General features: G+C 68.2%; 20 protein-coding genes and 3 pseudogenes. 17 read left to right on the forward strand and 6 right to left on the reverse strand.

Going from position 1 to position 16,947, the window contains the following annotated elements; genetic code table 11:
- Positions 1–122 precede the first annotated feature (122 nt).
- Entirely contained in the window at positions 123–590 is a 468-nt protein-coding gene (locus tag OG972_RS39460; RefSeq protein ID WP_266989781.1) for a hypothetical protein, read from the forward strand.
- Positions 591–765: 175 nt separating this feature from the next.
- On the opposite strand, the gene OG972_RS39465 is transcribed toward OG972_RS39460, so the two are convergent.
- Entirely contained in the window at positions 766–1,119 is a 354-nt protein-coding gene (locus OG972_RS39465) for a VOC family protein (RefSeq protein ID WP_266989783.1), read from the reverse strand.
- A 101-nt stretch (positions 1,120–1,220) separates the two neighbouring features.
- Here OG972_RS39465 and OG972_RS39470 point away from each other — a divergent pair, with 101 nt between their 5' ends.
- Positions 1,221–1,889, forward strand: a complete 669-nt coding sequence (locus OG972_RS39470) for a GNAT family N-acetyltransferase (protein ID WP_266989785.1) — start codon at positions 1,221–1,223, stop codon at positions 1,887–1,889.
- Here the strand turns inward: OG972_RS39470 and OG972_RS39475 are convergent.
- The gene (locus tag OG972_RS39475) at positions 1,787–2,227 is read right to left on the reverse strand and encodes a YkvA family protein (RefSeq protein WP_266989787.1); all 441 of its coding nucleotides are present in this window, start codon (positions 2,225–2,227) and stop codon (positions 1,787–1,789) included. The genes OG972_RS39470 and OG972_RS39475 overlap by 103 nt on opposite strands.
- A 14-nt stretch (positions 2,228–2,241) precedes the next feature.
- Complete coding sequence (locus tag OG972_RS39480) at positions 2,242–2,865, reverse strand: Chromate resistance protein ChrB (protein WP_266989789.1); 624 nt, start codon at positions 2,863–2,865, stop codon at positions 2,242–2,244.
- A gap of 210 nt (positions 2,866–3,075) precedes the next feature.
- Between OG972_RS39480 and OG972_RS39485 the strand changes: the two genes are divergently transcribed.
- The 3 genes from OG972_RS39485 to OG972_RS39495 all read left to right on the forward strand — a co-directional run bounded on the left by OG972_RS39485 (position 3,076) and on the right by OG972_RS39495 (position 4,417).
- Positions 3,076–3,204: a hypothetical protein gene (locus tag OG972_RS39485; RefSeq protein ID WP_266989791.1), complete on the forward strand. Its 129-nt coding sequence runs from the start codon at positions 3,076–3,078 to the stop codon at positions 3,202–3,204.
- 214 nt (positions 3,205–3,418) lie between these two features.
- A complete protein-coding gene (locus tag OG972_RS39490) occupies positions 3,419–3,697 on the forward strand; it encodes a phosphatase PAP2 family protein (RefSeq protein ID WP_266989793.1) in 279 nt (92 codons plus the stop codon).
- A gap of 120 nt (positions 3,698–3,817) precedes the next feature.
- Entirely contained in the window at positions 3,818–4,417 is a 600-nt protein-coding gene (locus tag OG972_RS39495) for a cation transporter (protein WP_266989795.1), read from the forward strand.
- Positions 4,418–4,678: 261 nt separating this feature from the next.
- Here OG972_RS39495 and OG972_RS39500 read toward each other — a convergent pair whose 3' ends face one another.
- Positions 4,679–5,317: a hypothetical protein gene (locus OG972_RS39500; RefSeq protein ID WP_266989797.1), complete on the reverse strand. Its 639-nt coding sequence runs from the start codon at positions 5,315–5,317 to the stop codon at positions 4,679–4,681.
- A 331-nt stretch (positions 5,318–5,648) separates the two neighbouring features.
- On the opposite strand from OG972_RS39500, the gene OG972_RS39505 reads away from it, so the two are divergent.
- Both OG972_RS39505 and OG972_RS39510 read left to right on the forward strand, forming a co-directional pair.
- Positions 5,649–6,017, forward strand: a complete 369-nt coding sequence (locus OG972_RS39505; RefSeq protein ID WP_266989799.1) for a BlaI/MecI/CopY family transcriptional regulator — start codon at positions 5,649–5,651, stop codon at positions 6,015–6,017.
- Positions 6,014–6,943 carry a M56 family metallopeptidase gene (locus OG972_RS39510; RefSeq protein ID WP_266989801.1) on the forward strand — a complete coding sequence of 310 codons (930 nt, stop codon included), beginning with the start codon at positions 6,014–6,016 and terminating at the stop codon, positions 6,941–6,943. The genes OG972_RS39505 and OG972_RS39510 overlap by 4 nt, the downstream gene beginning before the upstream one ends.
- A gap of 44 nt (positions 6,944–6,987) precedes the next feature.
- Here the strand turns inward: OG972_RS39510 and OG972_RS39515 are convergent, their stop codons facing one another.
- Positions 6,988–8,025: an NlpC/P60 family protein gene (locus OG972_RS39515; RefSeq protein WP_266989803.1), complete on the reverse strand. Its 1,038-nt coding sequence runs from the start codon at positions 8,023–8,025 to the stop codon at positions 6,988–6,990.
- Between the two features lie 369 nt (positions 8,026–8,394).
- Here OG972_RS39515 and OG972_RS49670 point away from each other — a divergent pair.
- From OG972_RS49670 to OG972_RS39535, 5 genes and pseudogenes are all read left to right on the forward strand, one after another.
- Positions 8,395–8,511: pseudogene (locus OG972_RS49670) on the forward strand (zinc ribbon domain-containing protein); the annotation flags it as partial.
- A 66-nt stretch (positions 8,512–8,577) separates the two neighbouring features.
- On the forward strand, positions 8,578–8,922 hold the full coding sequence (locus OG972_RS39520) for a hypothetical protein (protein ID WP_266989805.1): 345 nt from the start codon (positions 8,578–8,580) through the stop codon (positions 8,920–8,922).
- Positions 8,923–9,139: 217 nt separating this feature from the next.
- On the forward strand, positions 9,140–10,768 hold the full coding sequence (locus OG972_RS39525) for a transposase (RefSeq protein WP_266991009.1): 1,629 nt from the start codon (positions 9,140–9,142) through the stop codon (positions 10,766–10,768).
- An 83-nt stretch (positions 10,769–10,851) separates the two neighbouring features.
- The gene (locus OG972_RS39530; protein WP_266989807.1) at positions 10,852–11,187 is read left to right on the forward strand and encodes a helix-turn-helix transcriptional regulator; all 336 of its coding nucleotides are present in this window, start codon (positions 10,852–10,854) and stop codon (positions 11,185–11,187) included.
- A pseudogene (locus tag OG972_RS39535) lies at positions 11,187–11,561 on the forward strand (cation transporter); the annotation flags it as partial. The gene OG972_RS39530 and the pseudogene OG972_RS39535, both read left to right, overlap by 1 nt.
- On the opposite strand, the pseudogene OG972_RS39540 reads toward OG972_RS39535, so the two are convergent.
- Positions 11,556–12,102, reverse strand: a pseudogene (locus OG972_RS39540) (transposase); the annotation flags it as partial. The pseudogenes OG972_RS39535 and OG972_RS39540 overlap by 6 nt on opposite strands.
- Positions 12,103–12,338: 236 nt before the next feature.
- Between OG972_RS39540 and OG972_RS39545 the strand changes: the two are divergent.
- The 5 genes from OG972_RS39545 (at position 12,339) to OG972_RS39565 (ending at position 16,944) form a co-directional block, all read left to right on the forward strand.
- On the forward strand, positions 12,339–12,710 hold the full coding sequence (locus OG972_RS39545; RefSeq protein WP_266989811.1) for a hypothetical protein: 372 nt from the start codon (positions 12,339–12,341) through the stop codon (positions 12,708–12,710).
- 385 nt (positions 12,711–13,095) lie between these two features.
- Positions 13,096–13,968: a Ku protein gene (locus tag OG972_RS39550; RefSeq protein ID WP_266989813.1), complete on the forward strand. Its 873-nt coding sequence runs from the start codon at positions 13,096–13,098 to the stop codon at positions 13,966–13,968.
- 306 nt (positions 13,969–14,274) lie between these two features.
- A complete protein-coding gene (locus tag OG972_RS39555; RefSeq protein ID WP_266989814.1) occupies positions 14,275–15,045 on the forward strand; it encodes an alpha/beta fold hydrolase in 771 nt (256 codons plus the stop codon).
- The gene (locus tag OG972_RS39560; protein ID WP_266989815.1) at positions 15,038–15,628 is read left to right on the forward strand and encodes a helix-turn-helix domain-containing protein; all 591 of its coding nucleotides are present in this window, start codon (positions 15,038–15,040) and stop codon (positions 15,626–15,628) included. Before OG972_RS39555 ends, OG972_RS39560 begins: the two co-directional genes overlap by 8 nt.
- 194 nt (positions 15,629–15,822) lie before the next feature.
- Positions 15,823–16,944 (forward strand): ABC transporter substrate-binding protein, encoded by a 1,122-nt coding sequence (locus OG972_RS39565; protein WP_266989817.1) that lies wholly within the window; start codon positions 15,823–15,825, stop codon positions 16,942–16,944.
- Positions 16,945–16,947: the final 3 nt, after the last annotated feature.

The raw sequence follows: 16,947 nt of genomic DNA on the forward strand, positions 1-16,947 counted from the left end.
TTGGCGGTGGGCGAGTGCCGTGTGGCCGCCGAGCGGTCGTTGGAGGGGGCGGAGGCGGAGTCCAAGTCCGTGCCCGGGTCCGGGAGGCAGATCGAGTCCCGGACCGGTGCCGGCGTCCATGCGTGCGGACAAGCGACGGCGAGGCCGCGTACCTCAAGGTCACCCCGGCCACCCTGGGCGCGCAGCCACTGGCCGCCGCCCGCGACACCGGCACGGTCACCGTCGCGTACGGCACGCCCGCCTCGACGGACATGGCCTATGGGACGGACTGCGCCCATGAGCACGCGTGTGTTCGCTGCCCAGTCCTCATCGTGAGCCCTAAGGAGCGTCCAGGGCTGCTCGAAATGCGGAGGAACCTCATGGACCGCATTGCCGAGGCCGAACGCGAAGGCTGGCTCGGCGAAGCCGAGGGCCTCTCAGTGAGCCTTCCTGCCGCAGAGGAGGAGATCGCCCAACTTGATGCCCGGGAGGAGAGCCAGAAATCGCCGATCTTTCTCGGTGTCCCCGCCCTCTTCGAGGCCGCCGATCGCACCACATCTCCGTTCCCGTTGCAGAGACTCGACGACTCCGCATCGAAGGAAGCTGAGTAACTGCGAGACCAGTGCGGAGCCTGCGACTGCAGGCCCCGCACCGTGATCAAATGCGACGAGCCATCACCTTCGGGCTCAGACGACTCGTCCTGGTCGCCGCGGCGCGACCAGGCCCGACATACTTCGACTGACAAGGTGACTACGGAGCTCAGAGCGAAACGGACCAAACGCTCAGTTACTGGCGCCGCTGGCCAAGGACACAGAACTCGTTACCTTCGGGGTCGGCCAATACAACCCACGATTGATCACCCTGGCCAATATCAACACGCTGTGCGCCATGAGCCACCAGACGAGCCACCTCGGCATCCTGGTCATCAGGCCTGAAGTCGAGATGCAGTCGGCTCTTGAACTTCTTGCTCTCATCAAGCCGGACGAAGTCCAACCCCGGCAGGCGATCCGGCTCCGGGCGGATCTCGAACTCCTCATCAGAGGAGTGGACCACAACCCAACCAAGAGCCGTAGCCCACCACTGCCCCAAGGCCACCGGATCTGCCGAGTGAACAATTACCTGTTCCCATTCCAAGGTCATCCGCCGAGCTTAGGTCTGCCAGGGTGTCGGTGGCCAGTTAGATTCCCCCGCCCACGGCCATTTGATGGGGAGTCACCTGACGGCGAGAAAGTTCACCGTCAGTGACGAAGATCGGCATCTCGCCCCCATCGGCCCGGCCACCGCCCGGCGGCATCAAGGCTCCCTGGCCGCCCAGGCGGCTGCGGCTGGCCGGCGGTGAGACGGTCGCGCTGCGCGCGGCCGGGCAATCCGACCGCCGGGCGGTCGGTGCCCTGCACGCGCTGTGCGGCCGGCTGCCGGTGACCGGCCGTGCGGCAGTCGCCCGGCTGCTGTGCCCCCGGATGGGCTGCGCGCTGCTTGCCGAGGCGGCAGAAAGGAGGCCGGTGGCCCTTGCCGGGCTGCATCTCGACGGTGACGGCGCGGAACTCATCCTGCTGATCGCCCCCGCCTGGTGGGCGCGCGGACTGGGCGACGTCCTGCTGGCCGAACTCCTCGACGGGGCCCAACAGCTGAGGGTGCGGGAGGTCTGGATGAACACCGCCGCGGACACCACCCCGGCCGCCGCGGTCATCAACCGGTGCGGCCTGCCCGCGGCGGTCGATGACGATGCCATCGGGGCGACCTGGACCATCCGGCTCGAAGTGCCCGCAACAGCCCCGTTCCCGGCCTCCGGGAACGGCGTGCGGGGCTATGGCTGTTCCGGACCGGCCCCCACGGCATCGTCGGCGGCCCGCTGGAGCCCGGCCAGCCGGGACAGGGCGGCGAAGCCGTCCTCGGTGCCCGGCCAGTGAGCGCGGACCGCCGCGATCCCGGCCCGGCGTACGACGGAGCGCAGGACGAACGCGACGATGATGGCGTCGTCCGCGTAGCCGATGACCGGCAGGAAGTCCGGGATCAGGTCGATCGGCAGGGCCAGGTAGACCATCAGCAGGCCGAGCCGCACCCGCACCCCTTGGGGGAGGGACTTGTCGGCGGCAAGGCGGCGCAGCAGCCGCACCAAGTCCGGCAGGAGGCGGATCGCCTCGGTGAGCAGGGCGCCCTTGGGGCGGATCAGCAACAGCGTGACCAGCAGGATCAGCCAGGCCGCGAGCAGGCCCGCGCCGAGGGCGATCGGTATGTTCCACCACATGTCAGTGTCCGTTCCTACTCGACGGCGCGCAGCGTGGCCGAGGCCGGCAGGGCGCTCGTGTCGGGCTGGTCGGCGGGGTGGTGGGTGCCGTCCTGTGCGGCGATCGCCGCGTCCTCGAAGGCCGCCAGCGCCGCACGACACCGCTCCACCGCCTCCCGGGCTGCCGGGCCGCCGGGGGCGTGGAAGTAGTCGCGGACGGCAATCTTGGCGAGCCACTTCTCGAAGCGCTCCAGATCCGCCTCGGACTCCTCCACCTCCGCATACGTGGCATTGCCCCGCGTCGTCTCCGTCTCCAATTCCTTGAGGAGATCGGGGGCACGCTCGACGACCTCGCCGTACTCCACATCCCGCTCTGTGTTGAACTCGCCGATCAGCTGGGCGTATTCGGTGGCGTCGGTGATGTCCACGGTCAGCTGCCGTACGGTGCCGCCGTCGGCCCGCACCGAGGCGAGCAGCCGCGCCACCTGACGCCGTACCGCCTCACGGTCGGGCAGCAGGCACACCGACTGCTGCAGATACAGCGCCCCCAGCGAGCGCAGCTTGCGCCACACCCGCACCCTCGTTGCCGCCGGGGCGTCCGCGGTACTCACCGACACCAGCAGGAACCGCTCCCGGCCGACCGCCGTCTCACTCGACATGTAACGACCGTAACATCAGATGTGAAACGAACAGCACGATAAACCGCCAAAGTCCGTCACCGACGGCAACGCCGGCCCGCACCGCCCCGGAGGAACCCCGCCGATGATCCGCACCCGGGCCGGTCCGCCCCGCCTGCCCAACGCCCGCGAGGCCGTCACGGCAACGGCCGCGCCCTCGCGCCGGCCGCCGTCCTGGGCCTATTCGTCGAGGTGGCCGACCTGCTGGCCGACCGGAACGCAGGGCTGATCGACCACGTCCTCGGTGAGGCTGTTGAGCACCGCAGCCCGCTGGCGACCGCCTGCATGAAGGCCGGCAGCACCTCTGCCGAGATCCCCTGATGACCACGGCCGCACTCCTGGCCGTGTTACTGGCCTGTCGCGGTCGCAGTTGGCCCCCGCTCCTCGTGACCGGCGCCGCCGGCGCTCTCTCCGTGGACCTGTTGACCCTGGTCAAAGACGTCGCCGCCCGTACCCGGCCGCCGTCGGCCACCGCCGTCGTCACCAGGACCGGCTTCTCCTTCTCCTCCCGCCACACCACCGTCGCCACTGCCTCTTGCTCGCAACGGCCTACCTCCTGGCCCACCACACCCGCTCCCGTACCGGAGCAGCGGCCTGGTGGGGCGCCGCGCTGGCCCTGTCCGCCCTCGTCGCAGCCAGCCGCGTCTACCTCGGCGTCCACTGGGCCACACACGTCACCGCCGGCTTCGCCCTCGGCGCCGCAGCCGCCCTCGCCCTCATCACCGCCGACCTCGGATACGGCCTACGGGCCCACCGCCGGAACACGCATGCCGTCAACGGGCTCCAGCCTGGTGGCACCGGTCTTGTTCCATAGCCGGGCGAGCACCCTTCGGCCGCCACCGTGTACCGCATCCTCGCGGGGCGCGGCACCGCCGAGCTCACGGCCTGACCCAGCGGGGTGAGTGACGCCTCGGCAGTCTGCGAGACTTCGGCGGTGACCACGCTGGACGCTACTACCCGCACCGCCCTGCTCCGCCGCGGCTTCGCCCTGGAGTACACCACGCTCGCCTGGAACGTCGTCGGCATCGTGGTGCTCGCCATCGCGGCAATCTCCGCGAAATCGGTGGCGCTGGCCGGGTTCGGCCTGGACTCGCTGATCGAGATCGGCGTGTCCACCGTGGTGGTCTGGGAACTGTCCGGCACCGGCGAGGACCGGCAGCACCGCGCGCTCAAGCTGATCGGCATCGGCTTCGCGCTTCTCGCCGTCTACCTGCTCGTTCAGTCCACATGGGTGCTGGCCAGCGGCCATCACCCACACCACTCACCACTGGGCATCGCCTGGACCGCGATCACCGCAGCCGTGATGTTCGTCCTTGCCGCAGGCAAGGCCCGCACCGGCGCCCTCCTGGACAACCCCGTCCTGAAAACCGAGGGCCGCGTCACCCTGATCGACGGGATCCTCGCGACGGCCGTCCTGCTCGGCCTGGTCCTCAACGCCGCCGCTGGCTGGTGGTGGGCCGACCCGGCCGCCGGATACGTGCTGGTGTACTACGCAAGCCGCGAGGCACGGGAGATCTTCTCCGCCGAGCACTGACAGGCCGCGCCCCCAGTCACCACCGTCCACTGCACTCGGTCCGGTCGGCACCCGTGAGGCCATCGACGAGGCCAAGCTCCTGGTGTTCTGCCGGTTCGCCCCCCCTTTGACCCGGGTGCCGGTTGGGAGGATGCGGGCGACGGCGTGGGAGTCCCACTCCCGGACCGTCGCACCCCGGCTGGGTCCTTCATGCCGAGGTTCCGGCTGGGGCGCCATCGAACCGCCCCCTGGTGGCGGTGAGATGGGCGCACCCGAGAACGCTCAGCCGGCCACTGCCTCCTGCTGAGGTTCGACGGCAGCAGGCTCCGTGACGCCCGTCGCGATGTAGAAGACGGACGAGCCCTGCTTGGTGCGCTGAGCCTGGCTCTTGGCGACCAGCCCTTCGAGAGTGGTACGCACAACGGTGGTCTTGACGCCGCGGTCAGGGTAGGCCTGCGCGAGCGAGGCAGAGATTTCGGAGGCGGAACGCGGCTCGCTCTGCTGCTCCAGGTGACCGCGGATCAGGTTGACGAGGGTCGGCTTAGAGTCTGTCTTGGGTGCCTTCGCGGACGAGGCCTTTGCGGACGCGGCCTTGGAGGCGCTCTTCTTGGATGCCGTCGCCTTTGCACTCGTGGCGGCCGCCTTCTTCGGCTTGCTCTGCTGGGGTTCGGCCGTGGCCTGGCGCGGCACGGTCGGCGCGGCCGGGGTGTCTGCCTCGCCGGCGGGGCTCGCGCCGCCGAGCGCCTCCTGGATGCTCATCAGCACGGAGTGGTCGTGCTGGAGGGCACCCAACTGCTCCTGCAAGACCTCGATTTCCCCATTGATACGTTCCTGCTCCTTGACGTTGCGCTCAAGGTCACCCGTCACCTGGGTGATGTACTGCGACGCCAGTCCTGTGGTGTGGACCTGGATTTCAGACATGTCATGGGCCTTTCTGCAGCTCGCGGGTACGGCTGTGAAAAGCACGAACCCGGTCCGCGAGCGGGTGGAGGCAGGCGCCCCGTCTGTGCTGACTGGGTCACCCAAAGGACACAACTGCCGCAATGTGCAGCAGTGTCTAGAGATAGTACGCACGAGTAGAGCCCTGATGTGCCAGTCGCGTGATGTCTCACTCTTCCCTTCAGGTTGAGGAACCAACAGATGCGGAGCGGTTCAACGGTCGCCAGCCCGGCTCGCACGAGGCCAGGAAGCCTAGACGGCGCGTCTACTATTGCGTGACGGTGTGGAGGCGGCAGCGGAAGGACTCGGAAATATGCGGCGGCTGGGAGATCTCGAAGCCGAGATCATGGACTGCCTGTGGACGTGGGGCAGACCTGCCACAGTCCGTGAAGTGGTTGACGCGATCAACACGCGCCGCCCCGCTGCTTACACCACGGTGATGACCGTCACCTCGATTCTGTACAACAAGGGCTGGCTGACGCGCGAGAAGCAAGGGCGGGCCTGGCTCTACACGCCGGTGCGCAGCCGTGAAGCGTACTCCGCAGCACTGATGGAAGACGCCCTGGGCGCCAGTGAGGACCGTCCGGCGGCCCTGGCCCACTTCGTCCGGGGGATGTCCGAAGATGAGGTGGCTGCCCTGCGCGAGGCGTTGCGCACTGCCGGACGCGACCTCACACCGTGAACGCCGCACCTGCGCTCCTTGGCTATGCCGCAGCAGTCGGACTGCTCGGACCGCATGTCATGTTGCGCAGCAAGTGGCCGCACCGGGCCCCTGCTTTGGCTGTGGCCGTGTGGTCGGCGCTCGCCGCCTCGTTCTCGCTCTGCCTTGCGCTGGGGGCCTTCCACCTGGCAACCCCCAGTGCGCACCTCCACGGCATCTTCTACACGTGCCGAGTCGCGTTGGGTATCGATCCACCTGGTTCAAGCGCGGCCCGCTACGGGGGCATCGCGGCGGCGGGAACGGTGGTGGCCGCCCTGCTGACCACCCTTACCGTTTGCGTCCAACGTGCTCGAGCTGCCCGGGGGCGGCACAGAGAAGTGCTTGACCTGGTCGGCCGCCCGTCAGCGACCTTGAGGGTCACGGTGCTGGAGCACGCCGCGCCGGCTGCCTATTGCCTGCCGGGACGTCACCCCAGGGTTGTCGTCAGCCGAGGCGCTGTTGAGCTCCTCTCCGGCAAGGAACTTGGCGCGGTCGTCGAGCACGAGCGGGCGCATATTGCCGGCCGTCACCACTTGATGCTCGCCGCTTCTCAAGCCTTTGCGATCGTCTTCCGGGGACTCCCGCTCGCTCGCGGCCTGCGGGAACAAATTCCGCTGCTGCTCGAAATGGTCGCCGACGACCGGGCGCTTCGAAGATACGAGCACACCGTGCTGGCCACCGCCATGTACGAGATGGCTAGCGCCACGGTTCCGGACGGCGCATTGGCAGCTGGAGGCCATACCGTCCTCGTCAGGCTTCAGCGCATTCTTTCCCCCACGCCAGCTGCGCACCCGGCGTTGCGCAGCTGCATCATCGCAGCTGCGGTGGTGATGCAGCTGCTTCCGCTGCTTGTCGCCTGTCCTCCAGGTCTGGGGCTGGATGAGGGGCTGGCGTCCGCGTTCGTATAGCCGGGCGGTAGCAGTGGCGGTGCCCTTAATTCTTGGCGCGGTCGTCAGATGCGCACTCCCCACATGAATGGCATGCCGCTCTGCGCGATGGACTCGTAGCGCACCTGGGCGCCTGGCTTGGGGGAGTGCAGAATCTGTCCGTTGCCGGCGTAGAAACCGACGTGGCTGAGGTCGGTCCGCATGATGATGAGGTCGCCGGGCTTCAGTGCACTCAATGCATTGATGCGCGTGCCGATGCCGGCCTGCGCCTGTGAGGTTCGGGGAATGGACACCCCCGCCTGTTGGAATGCCCAAGAGGTCAGTCCGCTGCAGTCGAAGGAACTGGGGCCTGAGGCGCCCCACACGTAGGGCAGACCGACGCGGGTCTTGGCCGCGCTGAACGCCGCAGCGGCACGCTGGGACGCGCTGGCCTCATTGCCCAGTACAGCTCGCTCACTGGACCGATTCGCCCGCTGCTCGTTTTCGGCGATCTCGGCCCGCTCCTTGGCCGTCAGGCCGTTGAGCAGCTTCTGGGCCTGTGCGAGCTTGCCCTGGATTTCCTTCTTCTTGTCTCCCAGCTCCTTACGGGTGCTTTCCAGGTCCTTGAGCTTGCCCGCGGCCTGCTGGCGTTGCTGCTGGACTTCTCGCTGCTGTGTCTCGTAGCGCTGGAGTTCGGAGAGCTGCTGTGTGCTGAGACGGTCCAGAGCGGCCGCCTTTTCGAGAAACCCGTTGGGGTCTGAGGAGAGCAGCAGCTGCACGGAAGGGTCGAGTCCCCCGCTGCGGTACTGGGCAGCGGCTATCGAACCCAGGCGGTTGCGAAGGTCGTTGAGGCCACTCTGCCTACGGGCGGCGGTGCTCTGCAGGCTTTTGACCTGCTTCTCCAACTGACCGGCCTTCTCCTTGGCCCCGTTGTACTTCTCGGTGGCCTGAGTGGCTTCCTCGTACAGGCGGTCAATTTGCGCCTGAACGCCCTTTTTGTTGGGATCGGGCAGTGGGTCAGCCAAAGCCGGCTGCGCCGACAGGGCGACGGCCGCAGCCGCCGTCGCAGTGAGCGCGGTTGCGTATGCGTGACTGGACTGCTTGGGACGGCGGTGGGACGCCACTGAGGCGGACTCCTTCTTCTGGTGTCGCGGCCCAGGAACCTTCTGGTGTCCTGGGCCCGTTCGAAGGGCACGGTGCGGCAGCGCCTCCGCCGCCACCCCGGGCGGGCGACCGATTCCACGAAGGACTACTCGGATACTAAATTACTTAGTTGTTTAGTTTCAACCGTGGTGGGTGCGCTGCTCCACGCAGAGCATGGCGCTGCTGAAGCATCCGGGGCCCAGCCCGCGTTCGTATCCTCGTAAGGGCGAACCGGATGCCCAAGACTTCGCCTGCGCTCGTGCACCCGTCGGTCAGTTAGTCGCTCAGCTGCCGCTCGTGCTGGTCCGATCCATTGAGCAACCGAGGAGTAGCGGCACCAGCCCCGCAACACTTCCCGGCGGTGTCCCGACTGTGGGCACACCGCGAAGGGGAACCGGTTCGCGCAGGAGAAGTTCCACTGCGTCAGCTGCGGCCACCAAGCGCATGCCGACAAGGTCGGTGCTCTCAACGTTTTACGGGCCGGGCTGGTCCGTCGCATCGCCTACCAGGCATGGCGAGAAGCCCCGCCCTTTGTGATCCTGCTGGTCACCGCAGTCGGGATCGTGACGGTGAGCATGTTCGAGGGTGTACTGATCGGCCTGGGTCTGTCCGGGGTCAAGACTGCCTGGGAGACCTCGCAGATCCGCCTGAACACCTTCCATGGCCCTGACGGGCGGGTCCTGGTGCAGATCACCGGCAACGCGACGTTCCTGCGGCTGCCCAAGATCCTCGACGCCCTGCTCGCTGATCGCCCCTTCGAACTGGACCTCACCGGCCTGCGCCACCAGGACCACGCCTGCACGATGGCTCTGCCGGCCTGGGCTGCGCAACACAACGCCCTTGACGCCGACCGCGTCCAGCTCACATCGCCCCTCTGAGCAAGGGGCGGTCAGAGGCGGTTTCTCCAGGGGTGGGCAGGGGGTTGCGAGCTGCTGTTGGTTTACTGAGCCGAAGTGAGTGGTGGCGTGCGGGAGTGAGTCCTGGCGGTGCATTCGCGGGGGTGGGAACGGGGGTTCTGGGGCCGAATGGGTGACCTTGGTGGCTGCTGCTCGTTGGTTCGGGTGGCAGGTGTCCGGCCTGGGAGGGGGTGATGTGGTGGGTGGTCTGCGGACGTTGGCCTTGCCCTTCGTGGTGCCCGGGCCTTGCGGGGTGGCGGTCCGGGACCGTCTCAAGCACCTCACCCCCCACGACGAGATGGTGCTGCGCGCGGTCGGCGAGCATCAGGGTGCGCTGGCTTCCGGTGATCTCAAGGCTCGCTGTGCGGATGGTCTGGAGCACGGTGCAGACACGTGGGCGGCGCGGAAGCGGGAGCTGACGGCACGGTCGTCGTCGCGGATCGCGGGTGCGATCACCAAGGCCACGCACGATCAGTGGGCGCTTGCACGCCGTTGTCAGGCAGCGCACATCCAGAAACTGGAAGCCGGGATCAACATGCTGCGGCACCGCCTGTCCCTCCCGGTCGGGGAGAAGGGCACCAAGCGGGCGGCGGGTGGCTACCGGTCGAAGAGCGAGTGGTTCCGCAAATCTCGTCGCCTCGCGATGCTGGAGGCGCGGCACGCCGCTGCCGTTGCCGAGTGGCAGGCCGGGCGGGTGCGGGTGGTACGGGGCGGTAAACGTCTCCTCAACACCCGCCACCACCTCGCCCAGGCACAGCTCACCGAAGAGCAGTGGCGGGAACGGTGGGATGCGGAGCGCTGGTTCCTTGCCGCCGATGGTGAGTCGGGGAAGCGGTTCGGGAACGAGACCATCCGCGTCACCCCCGACGGCGAAGTGTCCATCAAGCTGCCCGTCCCGCTCGCGCACTTGGCCAATGCCCCGCACGGCCGGTACACCCTCACCACCCGTATCGGCTTCGCGCACCGGGGCCAGGAGTGGGCCGACCGCATCGAAGCGAACCGGGCCGTCGCCTACCGCATCCACCTCGACACCCAGCGCGGCCGCTGGTACCTCACCGCGTCCTGGCAACACCCCGTCGTGAAGACCATCCCGCTGGAGGCCGCCCGCGCCCGGGGCATGATCGGTGTCGACACCAACGCCGACCACTTCGCCGCCTACCGGCTCGACCGGCACGGCAACCCCGTCGGTGACCCGCGCCGCTTCCCCTACGACCTGTCCGGGACCGCCGGTCACCGCGATGCACAGATCCGCCACGCGCTGACCCGGCTGATCCACTGGGCCAGGCAGGCCGGTGTCGCCGCGATCGGCATCGAAGACCTCGACTTCACCGCCGAGAAGACCCGCGAGAAGCACGGCCGCAAGAAGCGGTTCCGGCAGCTCATCTCCGGCATCCCGACCGGGAAACTCAAGGCCCGGCTGGTGTCCATGGCCGCCGAACAGGGCCTGAGCATTGTCGCGGTCGACCCGGCCTACACCACTTTGTGGGGTGCCCAGCACTGGCAGAAACCGCTGACCACTCCACACCGAAAGATGTCCCGTCACGATGCCGCCGGTATCGCGATCGGGCGACGCGCCCTCGGACACCCGATCCGGCGACGGACGGCACCGCCCCCACACGACCGGAGCGATCGTGCGGGGCATCGGACCGCCCAGGCCGGACCGGGCGACCGGGGGCGTGAGGGAACCCGCCCACCCGCGACGGACCACGCCCCTGGAGGCGTGCCGCCGAGCGGGAAGCGAAAGCGGGAACCCAGTGCATCCAACACCGTTCGGGATGCGCCCAGTACGCAACAGTGGGTCCAAGACTCACTCACGCACACTGGTTAGGAACGGTGCCACGTCACCCCCTGCCCACCCGATACCTTAATTCAGGTTTTCCTGAATTCATGAACTCCTGTATCGTACTGGGGGTGTTGACGCTTGCTTCTGACATTGACGTCCTTGCCCGCTTCGGCCGCGCGCTGGCCGACCCGATCCGCTGTCAGATCCTGCTCGCCCTGCGCGAGGCGCCAGCCCATCCGTCCGATCTGGCGGAAGCCCTGGAGATCTCCCGCACGCGCCTGTCCAACCACCTGGCCTGCCTGCGCGATTGTGGCCTGGTCGTCGCCGTGCCGGTCGGCCGGCGTACCCGCTACGAGCTCTCCGACCCGCGCCTTGGCCACGCACTCGACGATCTGCGTACCGCGGTGGTGGCCGTCGCCGCCGACCGCACCTGTGTCGAGGCCGAAGAGGAGGGCTGCTGCTGATGGCCGTCAAATCCCTGAGCCCGTCCCCGGACCGCAGGGAAGCACTCACCCGCCGCATCCGTTTCCTGGTCGCCGTCACCATTACCTACAACGTGATCGAGGCCGTCGTCGCGATCACCGCAGGCACCCTTGCCTCATCCATCGCATTGGTGGGCTTCGGTCTGGACTCGGTCATCGAGGTCTCCTCCGCGACCGCGGTGGCCTGGCAGTTCTCCGCCCGTGATCACGCCGTGCGGGAGGCGCGCGAGAAAACCACGCTGCGGATCGTCGCCATTTCCTTCTTCGTCCTCGCCGCCTATGTGAGTGTCGACGCGGCCCAGGCCCTCGTCGGCACAGGTGATGCCGACCGTTCGGTCCCCGGTATTGTGCTAAGCGGCTTGCCTGAAGTTCTGCGCGTAATGCTTCGGTAGCCAGGGCGAGGCCCAGGGTGCGGCGGTGGTCAGTATCTGGGTGGGTGAGCGCTGCCGGAAGAAGGCGTGGACCTGGCGCGGGCGGCCTGGCCAGGTGACGGCGGTGTTGGCGAGGAAGGCCTTCAGGGCGGCCCAGATGCGCTGGACCGGGTTGTCGTGCGGGCTATAGCGGGCGCCGAACAGCAGGCGCAGGCGGGGCTGGTCGGCCAGGTAGGCGGTCACCGCCTTGGCGTGGTGGATGCTGTCGTTGTCGCAGACCACCGCGACGGCCGGGGTGTCAGGGCAGGCGGCCAGCAGCAGCTGGAGGAAGGCGACGAAGGCGGCGGCACTGCGGCGGCCCAGGGTGTAGGTCCAGGCGCCGGTGGCCACTTCCAGGGCCGAAGACGGTGGCCTGCCGGTTCTTTCCCGGGGTGGCCACCTGCTGCCGCGTCCCGCGCAGGATCCAGCTCGCCCGCACGTGCGGCAGCAGGTGCAGGTGGGTCTCGTCCTCGGCCGGGCGCATACTGGCATCGGCCTCGCCGGTTTTGTCGCGTTTTGGTCAACGTCGATGCAACACCCGGCGAGGACCCCGTGCCATCGAAGCCGTTGCGCCCGGGCGACACTCCCGGATACCGCGCAGAACTTCAGGTCATCCGCGTAGCAGGCCGCGCCAGGCGTAACCGCCCTTGATGCGGTCCGGCCCGACGCGGGTTTCGGCCATGTTCATGCCGTCCGTGGCCTGCACCGGGCGATGATCTGGGCGTGCTCGATGCGGTGCGGCAGGCCCTGGTGGCCGAGGGTTCTGTAGCCGCGCTCGTACGCGTCGAGGACCACGCGGTTGCCGAGGTCGCTGATCGCGTGCACCGCAACCTGGTAGCCGCCCCGGAGTACCTGCTGCGCAACCGCGACAGCCGCTACACCCAGGCGTTCGACGCCGTCCTTACCGCCAACGGCATCGAGATCCTCAAGAGCGCGCCTCAAACACTGCGGGTGAAGGCCCATGCGGAAAGGTTCATCCGCACCGTGCGAGCCGAGTGCACCGACCGGCGGCCGACTGCAACGAGTGGCACCTGCGACAGGTACTCGCCGAGTACGCCCACCACGACAACACCGGACGGCCGCACCGGGCCCTGAACTTTCACGCTCCCGCCGACGACCCGGATGTCATCCCGTTCTCCGTGCAGCGGATCCAGCGCCACGACGTCCCCGGCGGCCTGATCCACGAGTACTGCAACACGGCCTGACGAAGATCGACATCAGCTGGCGAACAGGCAGGTCAGCACCTATGTGGGACTTTTGGAACCCTACAGGGATCCCGTTGTGTCACCCTGCTTGATCGAAGTACACGAGCCACCGCCGAGCGCAGCTTCCGCACCCGATGTTGCATCCTCCAGGTCAGCTCTCCAAGCCCCTTGATGGCCAAAGTGCTTCGGTCGACGCATGCAGACAGGCCAAACGGAACACTCAATGCGGCCTGCTCGACATGCGATCATTGGCGGGCGTGGGTGCGATGGGAGTCATGCCGCAGACCATCATCAAGCTGGCCATCACCTGGGGCCTGTTGTCCATCCCGGTGACCGTGCACGCGGCCACCAAGGAGCACGAGGTCCCGCTGCGCCAGGTGCACACGCGGTGTGGCGGTGGCCGGGTGCGCCTGCGCCGCTATTGCGAACATGAGGACGTCGAAATCCCTTTTGAGGAAGTGGCGCCCGGTTACGAAGCCCCGGACGGCCGGGTCGTCATACTGAGCGACGACGATCTCGCCGACCTTCCGCTTCCCACCGCCAGACGCATCGAGATCCTGGCGTTCGTCGACGCAGACCAGATCGACCCGCTCGCACTGGACACGGCGTACTACCTCAGTACCGGCCCCGTTGGCGCGCGCCCGTACGCCCTGCTGCGCGACGCCATGAGGAAGTCCGGGCGAGTGGCCATCGCACGGACAGCGCTGCGCACCCGGGAATCGCTCGCCGTACTCTGGGCTCGGGACGAGGTAATCGCGATGCAGACCATGCTGTGGCCCGACCAACTGCGCCCTGCTCAGGAGATCACCGTCCCGGAGACCCCACCGGCCCGCCGCCAGGAACTGCAGATGGCGTACAACCTGATGGACGCCATGGGCTCCGGCTTCGACCTGGCGGAGCAGCACGACGACTACAGCCGCGCCCTGCAGCGGGTCGTCGCTGCCAGGCTTCAGGGCATGGAGCCGCCGCACGCACCGGAGTCCCGGGGCGTCGAGGGAGCCACGGTGGACTTGATGGCGGTGCTGCAACAGAGCGTGGACGCAGCACAGACGCGCCGTGCGAAGCCGACCGGAAGGAAGGCGGCGAAGAAGACCGCGGCAAAGAAGACCGCGGCAAAGAAGGCACACCGGCGTCGTTCCGCCGGCTGACCACAACCCGTGCCGTTCGGAAACTCGTCACCACTGGTCAAGCCGCGTATCTGTGCTCGCCGATCACGCCGCCCAGCACTCGGGTGCGTAGAAGCCGATGAGGGTCTAAGCGCGTTTCCAGAAGTCCTGCGCGTAACTGTCGGGGAGCCAGGGGCTGGTCCAGGCGTTGTCGAAGAGCATCACCGGGCCAGCTCCTGACCGCCGCAGCCCCCGGACCAGCCCCTGGCTCCCAGCCGGCTACCGGCAGAACCTCTGGAAAGCCGCTCAGGCAGCTCTCAGATCAAGGTCACGGGAGACGATATGAGGGTGGAGCTGCGTCGAGCCGACGGCGGGGTGATCGCGGTCGAGGTGGTGGGGGAGCCGGACGCGCCTGCGGTGCTGTTCTGCCACGGGTTGGCCGACTCCCGGCTGGCCGCGTACGGCTTCGCGGGCGCGGCCCACGCGCTCGGACTGCGCCTCATCGCCCCGGATCGCCCCGGCATCGGCGGCACCGACGCCCGTCGCCTGCCGCGGGTCGTGGACTGGGCTGCGGAAGCCACCCTGGTCCTGGACGCGTTGGACGTCGGCTCGCTGGCGCTGCTCGGCGTCTCGGGCGGCGGAGCGTTCGCGGCCGCATGTGCGTCCGAGCTGCCTGACCGCGTCCGCAGCCTGCTGCTCATCGCGCCCCTTGGCCCGCCTGCCTGGCCCACCCGCGGGATGGCAGCCGGGCAGCGCGCGGCCTTGCAGATCGCCCGGCACGCTCCGGCCTTCGGTGGCTGGTTTCTGGGCCGCCTGGCCACGCTGGCGCGCCAGGCGCCAGGGCTATTCCTTCGCCTGGCGACCAGCGAGATGCCCGCCAGCGACCGGCGTGCCCTCGCCCAGTCGGACGCGCGCGCGGCCTTCCTGACCAACTACCTGCGAACCCGCACCTCACCACAGGACCTGACAGACCCCTACTGCGAGCCCGTACACGGTGGTCACGTTCCGGTGACGGCGCAGGGAGGGTCTTGTATCGCAGATCACGTCAGCGTACGGTCCGTATCACCCCAGCGAACAAAGTGTTCGCTGAAGACGCATCAGGTGTTCACTCATGACTGATCGTTCGTCGCCGGACCCCTCCGCCGATGCCGCCGACGCGGCTCTGGGAGGGCGGATACGGGAGTACCGGACAATGCGGCGGATGTCCCTGCGCGCCCTGGGGGAGGCGGCCCAGGCCAGCCCCGGGTTCCTCAGTCAGCTGGAACGCGGGCAGGTGAACTCCTCCATCGGCATGCTGCGGCGGATCGCCGTGGCGCTCGGCGTCACCGTGGCCGACCTGTTCGACCAGGACAGCACGCCCGGTCCGAGGGTGGTGCGGCGGGCCGACCGGCCGATGCTGCACACCGCTCCGGGAAGTCGCAAATTACTCATTTCACAGCGCCCGCTCAGCCATCTGGAGGTGTACGCGGGCGAGTTCGACCCAGGGGCCTCCACCGGCGACGACGCCTACACCCATGGCGACTCGCAGGAGATCCTCCTGGTGATCAGTGGTGCCGTGCAGGTCGAACTCGATGGCCACGCCCACGACCTGGAGGCCGGCGACAGCATCGAGTACCGCTCCTCGGTGCCGCACCGCGTGGTCAACAGCCATGAAACGCCCGCCGAAATCCTCTGGATCATCAGCCCGCCGACGCCGGACTGACCCCCTTCCCATCGCATCCCCGCCCATCCGCCGCACTTCCCTTCCCTCTGGTGCACGCGCCTCCTCCCCAGGAACGCGCCTCGCGCTTCTTCCTGCCACCCCCTCCCGTGGCTCGCCCTGCGCGTTCCTGTCACCGCGCGCTCCACACCCTCATCGCCCTCGAGCGCCTTCACCGTCCCCTCTTGGAGTCAGTAATGCCCGGAATATCCCGCAAAATCCTCGGGTTGACCGCTGCCGCCGGTGCCCTGCTGCTGCCCCTCACCGGCTGCGCCGGCACCAGCCCCGCCGCGGCCGACGTCGACCTGGGCCCCGGTCCGGCCGTATCCGGCAAGGTCAAGAAGGGCGCGCTCGACGGCGTCACCCTCACCTTCGCCTCCTACGGCGGCATCTACCAGGACGGGCAGGAGGCCGCGGCCGTCAAGCCGTTCGCCACGCAGTCGGGGGCCAAGGTGCTCTCCGACGGTCCCACCGACTACACCAAGGTCAAGGCCCAGGTCGACGCCAAGAACGTCACCTGGGACGTGGTGGACGCCGACACCCTCTGGGCCGAGCGCCAGTGCGGCAAGCTGTTCATGCCGCTCGACAGCGACATCGTCGACACCTCCAAACTGCCCAAGGGCATGGAGGGCAAGTGCTCCGTGCCGGCCATGAGCTACGGCGTGGTCCTGATGTACGACAAGAAGAAGTTCGGTGACAACCCGCCGAAGGACTGGGCGGACTTCCTCGACACGGCCAAGTACCCGGGCAAGCGCGCGATACCCGGCTTCGCGTCGGACGCGGCCCCGGGTGCCCTGGAGGCGGCCCTGATCGCCGACGGGGTCGCTCCCGACCAGCTGTATCCGCTGGATGTCGACCGGGCTCTGAAGAAGCTGACGAGCGTCCGCTCCTCGGTGGTCTTCTGGGACACCGGTGCCCGCTCCCAGCAGCTGCTGGAGTCCGGCGAGGTCTCCATGGCCATGGTGTGGTCCGGCCGCGCCTACTCCGCGGTCAAGAACGGCGCCCACTTCGCGCCGCAATGGAACCAGTTCCTGCCGGTCTCCGACTCCCTCGCCGTTCCTGTCGGCGCGAAGAATCCCAAGGCCGCCATGGCGCTGGTCAACTACTACCTGGGCGCCAGCCAGCAGACCAAGCTCACCGAGCTGACCTCCTACTCGCCGATCAACACCGACGCCAAGCCCAAGCTCGACGAGCTCGCCTCGCAGTACGTGACCACCACCCCCGAGCGGCAGGCCCAGGCGCTCAGGATCGACAACGCCTGGTGGTCGAAGAACCAGGAGCAGATCATCCAGAAGTGGTCCGACTGGCTGGCGCGGTAACCC

Origin of the sequence: Streptomyces sp. NBC_01669, assembly GCF_026339735.1 — a bacterium.
GTDB lineage: Bacteria > Actinomycetota > Actinomycetes > Streptomycetales > Streptomycetaceae > Streptomyces > Streptomyces yanii.

Coding starts and splice junctions, on each gene's coding strand:
- OG972_RS39560 (WP_266989815.1), top strand. CDS start 15,038: ATGACTGATCGTTCGTCGCCGGACCCCTCCGCCGATGCCGCCGACGCG.
- OG972_RS39505 (WP_266989799.1), top strand. CDS start 5,649: ATGCGGCGGCTGGGAGATCTCGAAGCCGAGATCATGGACTGCCTGTGG.
- OG972_RS39480 (WP_266989789.1), bottom strand. CDS start 2,865: ATGTCGAGTGAGACGGCGGTCGGCCGGGAGCGGTTCCTGCTGGTGTCG.
- OG972_RS39465 (WP_266989783.1), bottom strand. CDS start 1,119: ATGACCTTGGAATGGGAACAGGTAATTGTTCACTCGGCAGATCCGGTG.
- OG972_RS39475 (WP_266989787.1), bottom strand. CDS start 2,227: ATGTGGTGGAACATACCGATCGCCCTCGGCGCGGGCCTGCTCGCGGCC.
- OG972_RS39550 (WP_266989813.1), top strand. CDS start 13,096: ATGCCGCAGACCATCATCAAGCTGGCCATCACCTGGGGCCTGTTGTCC.
- OG972_RS39565 (WP_266989817.1), top strand. CDS start 15,823: ATGCCCGGAATATCCCGCAAAATCCTCGGGTTGACCGCTGCCGCCGGT.
- OG972_RS39500 (WP_266989797.1), bottom strand. CDS start 5,317: ATGTCTGAAATCCAGGTCCACACCACAGGACTGGCGTCGCAGTACATC.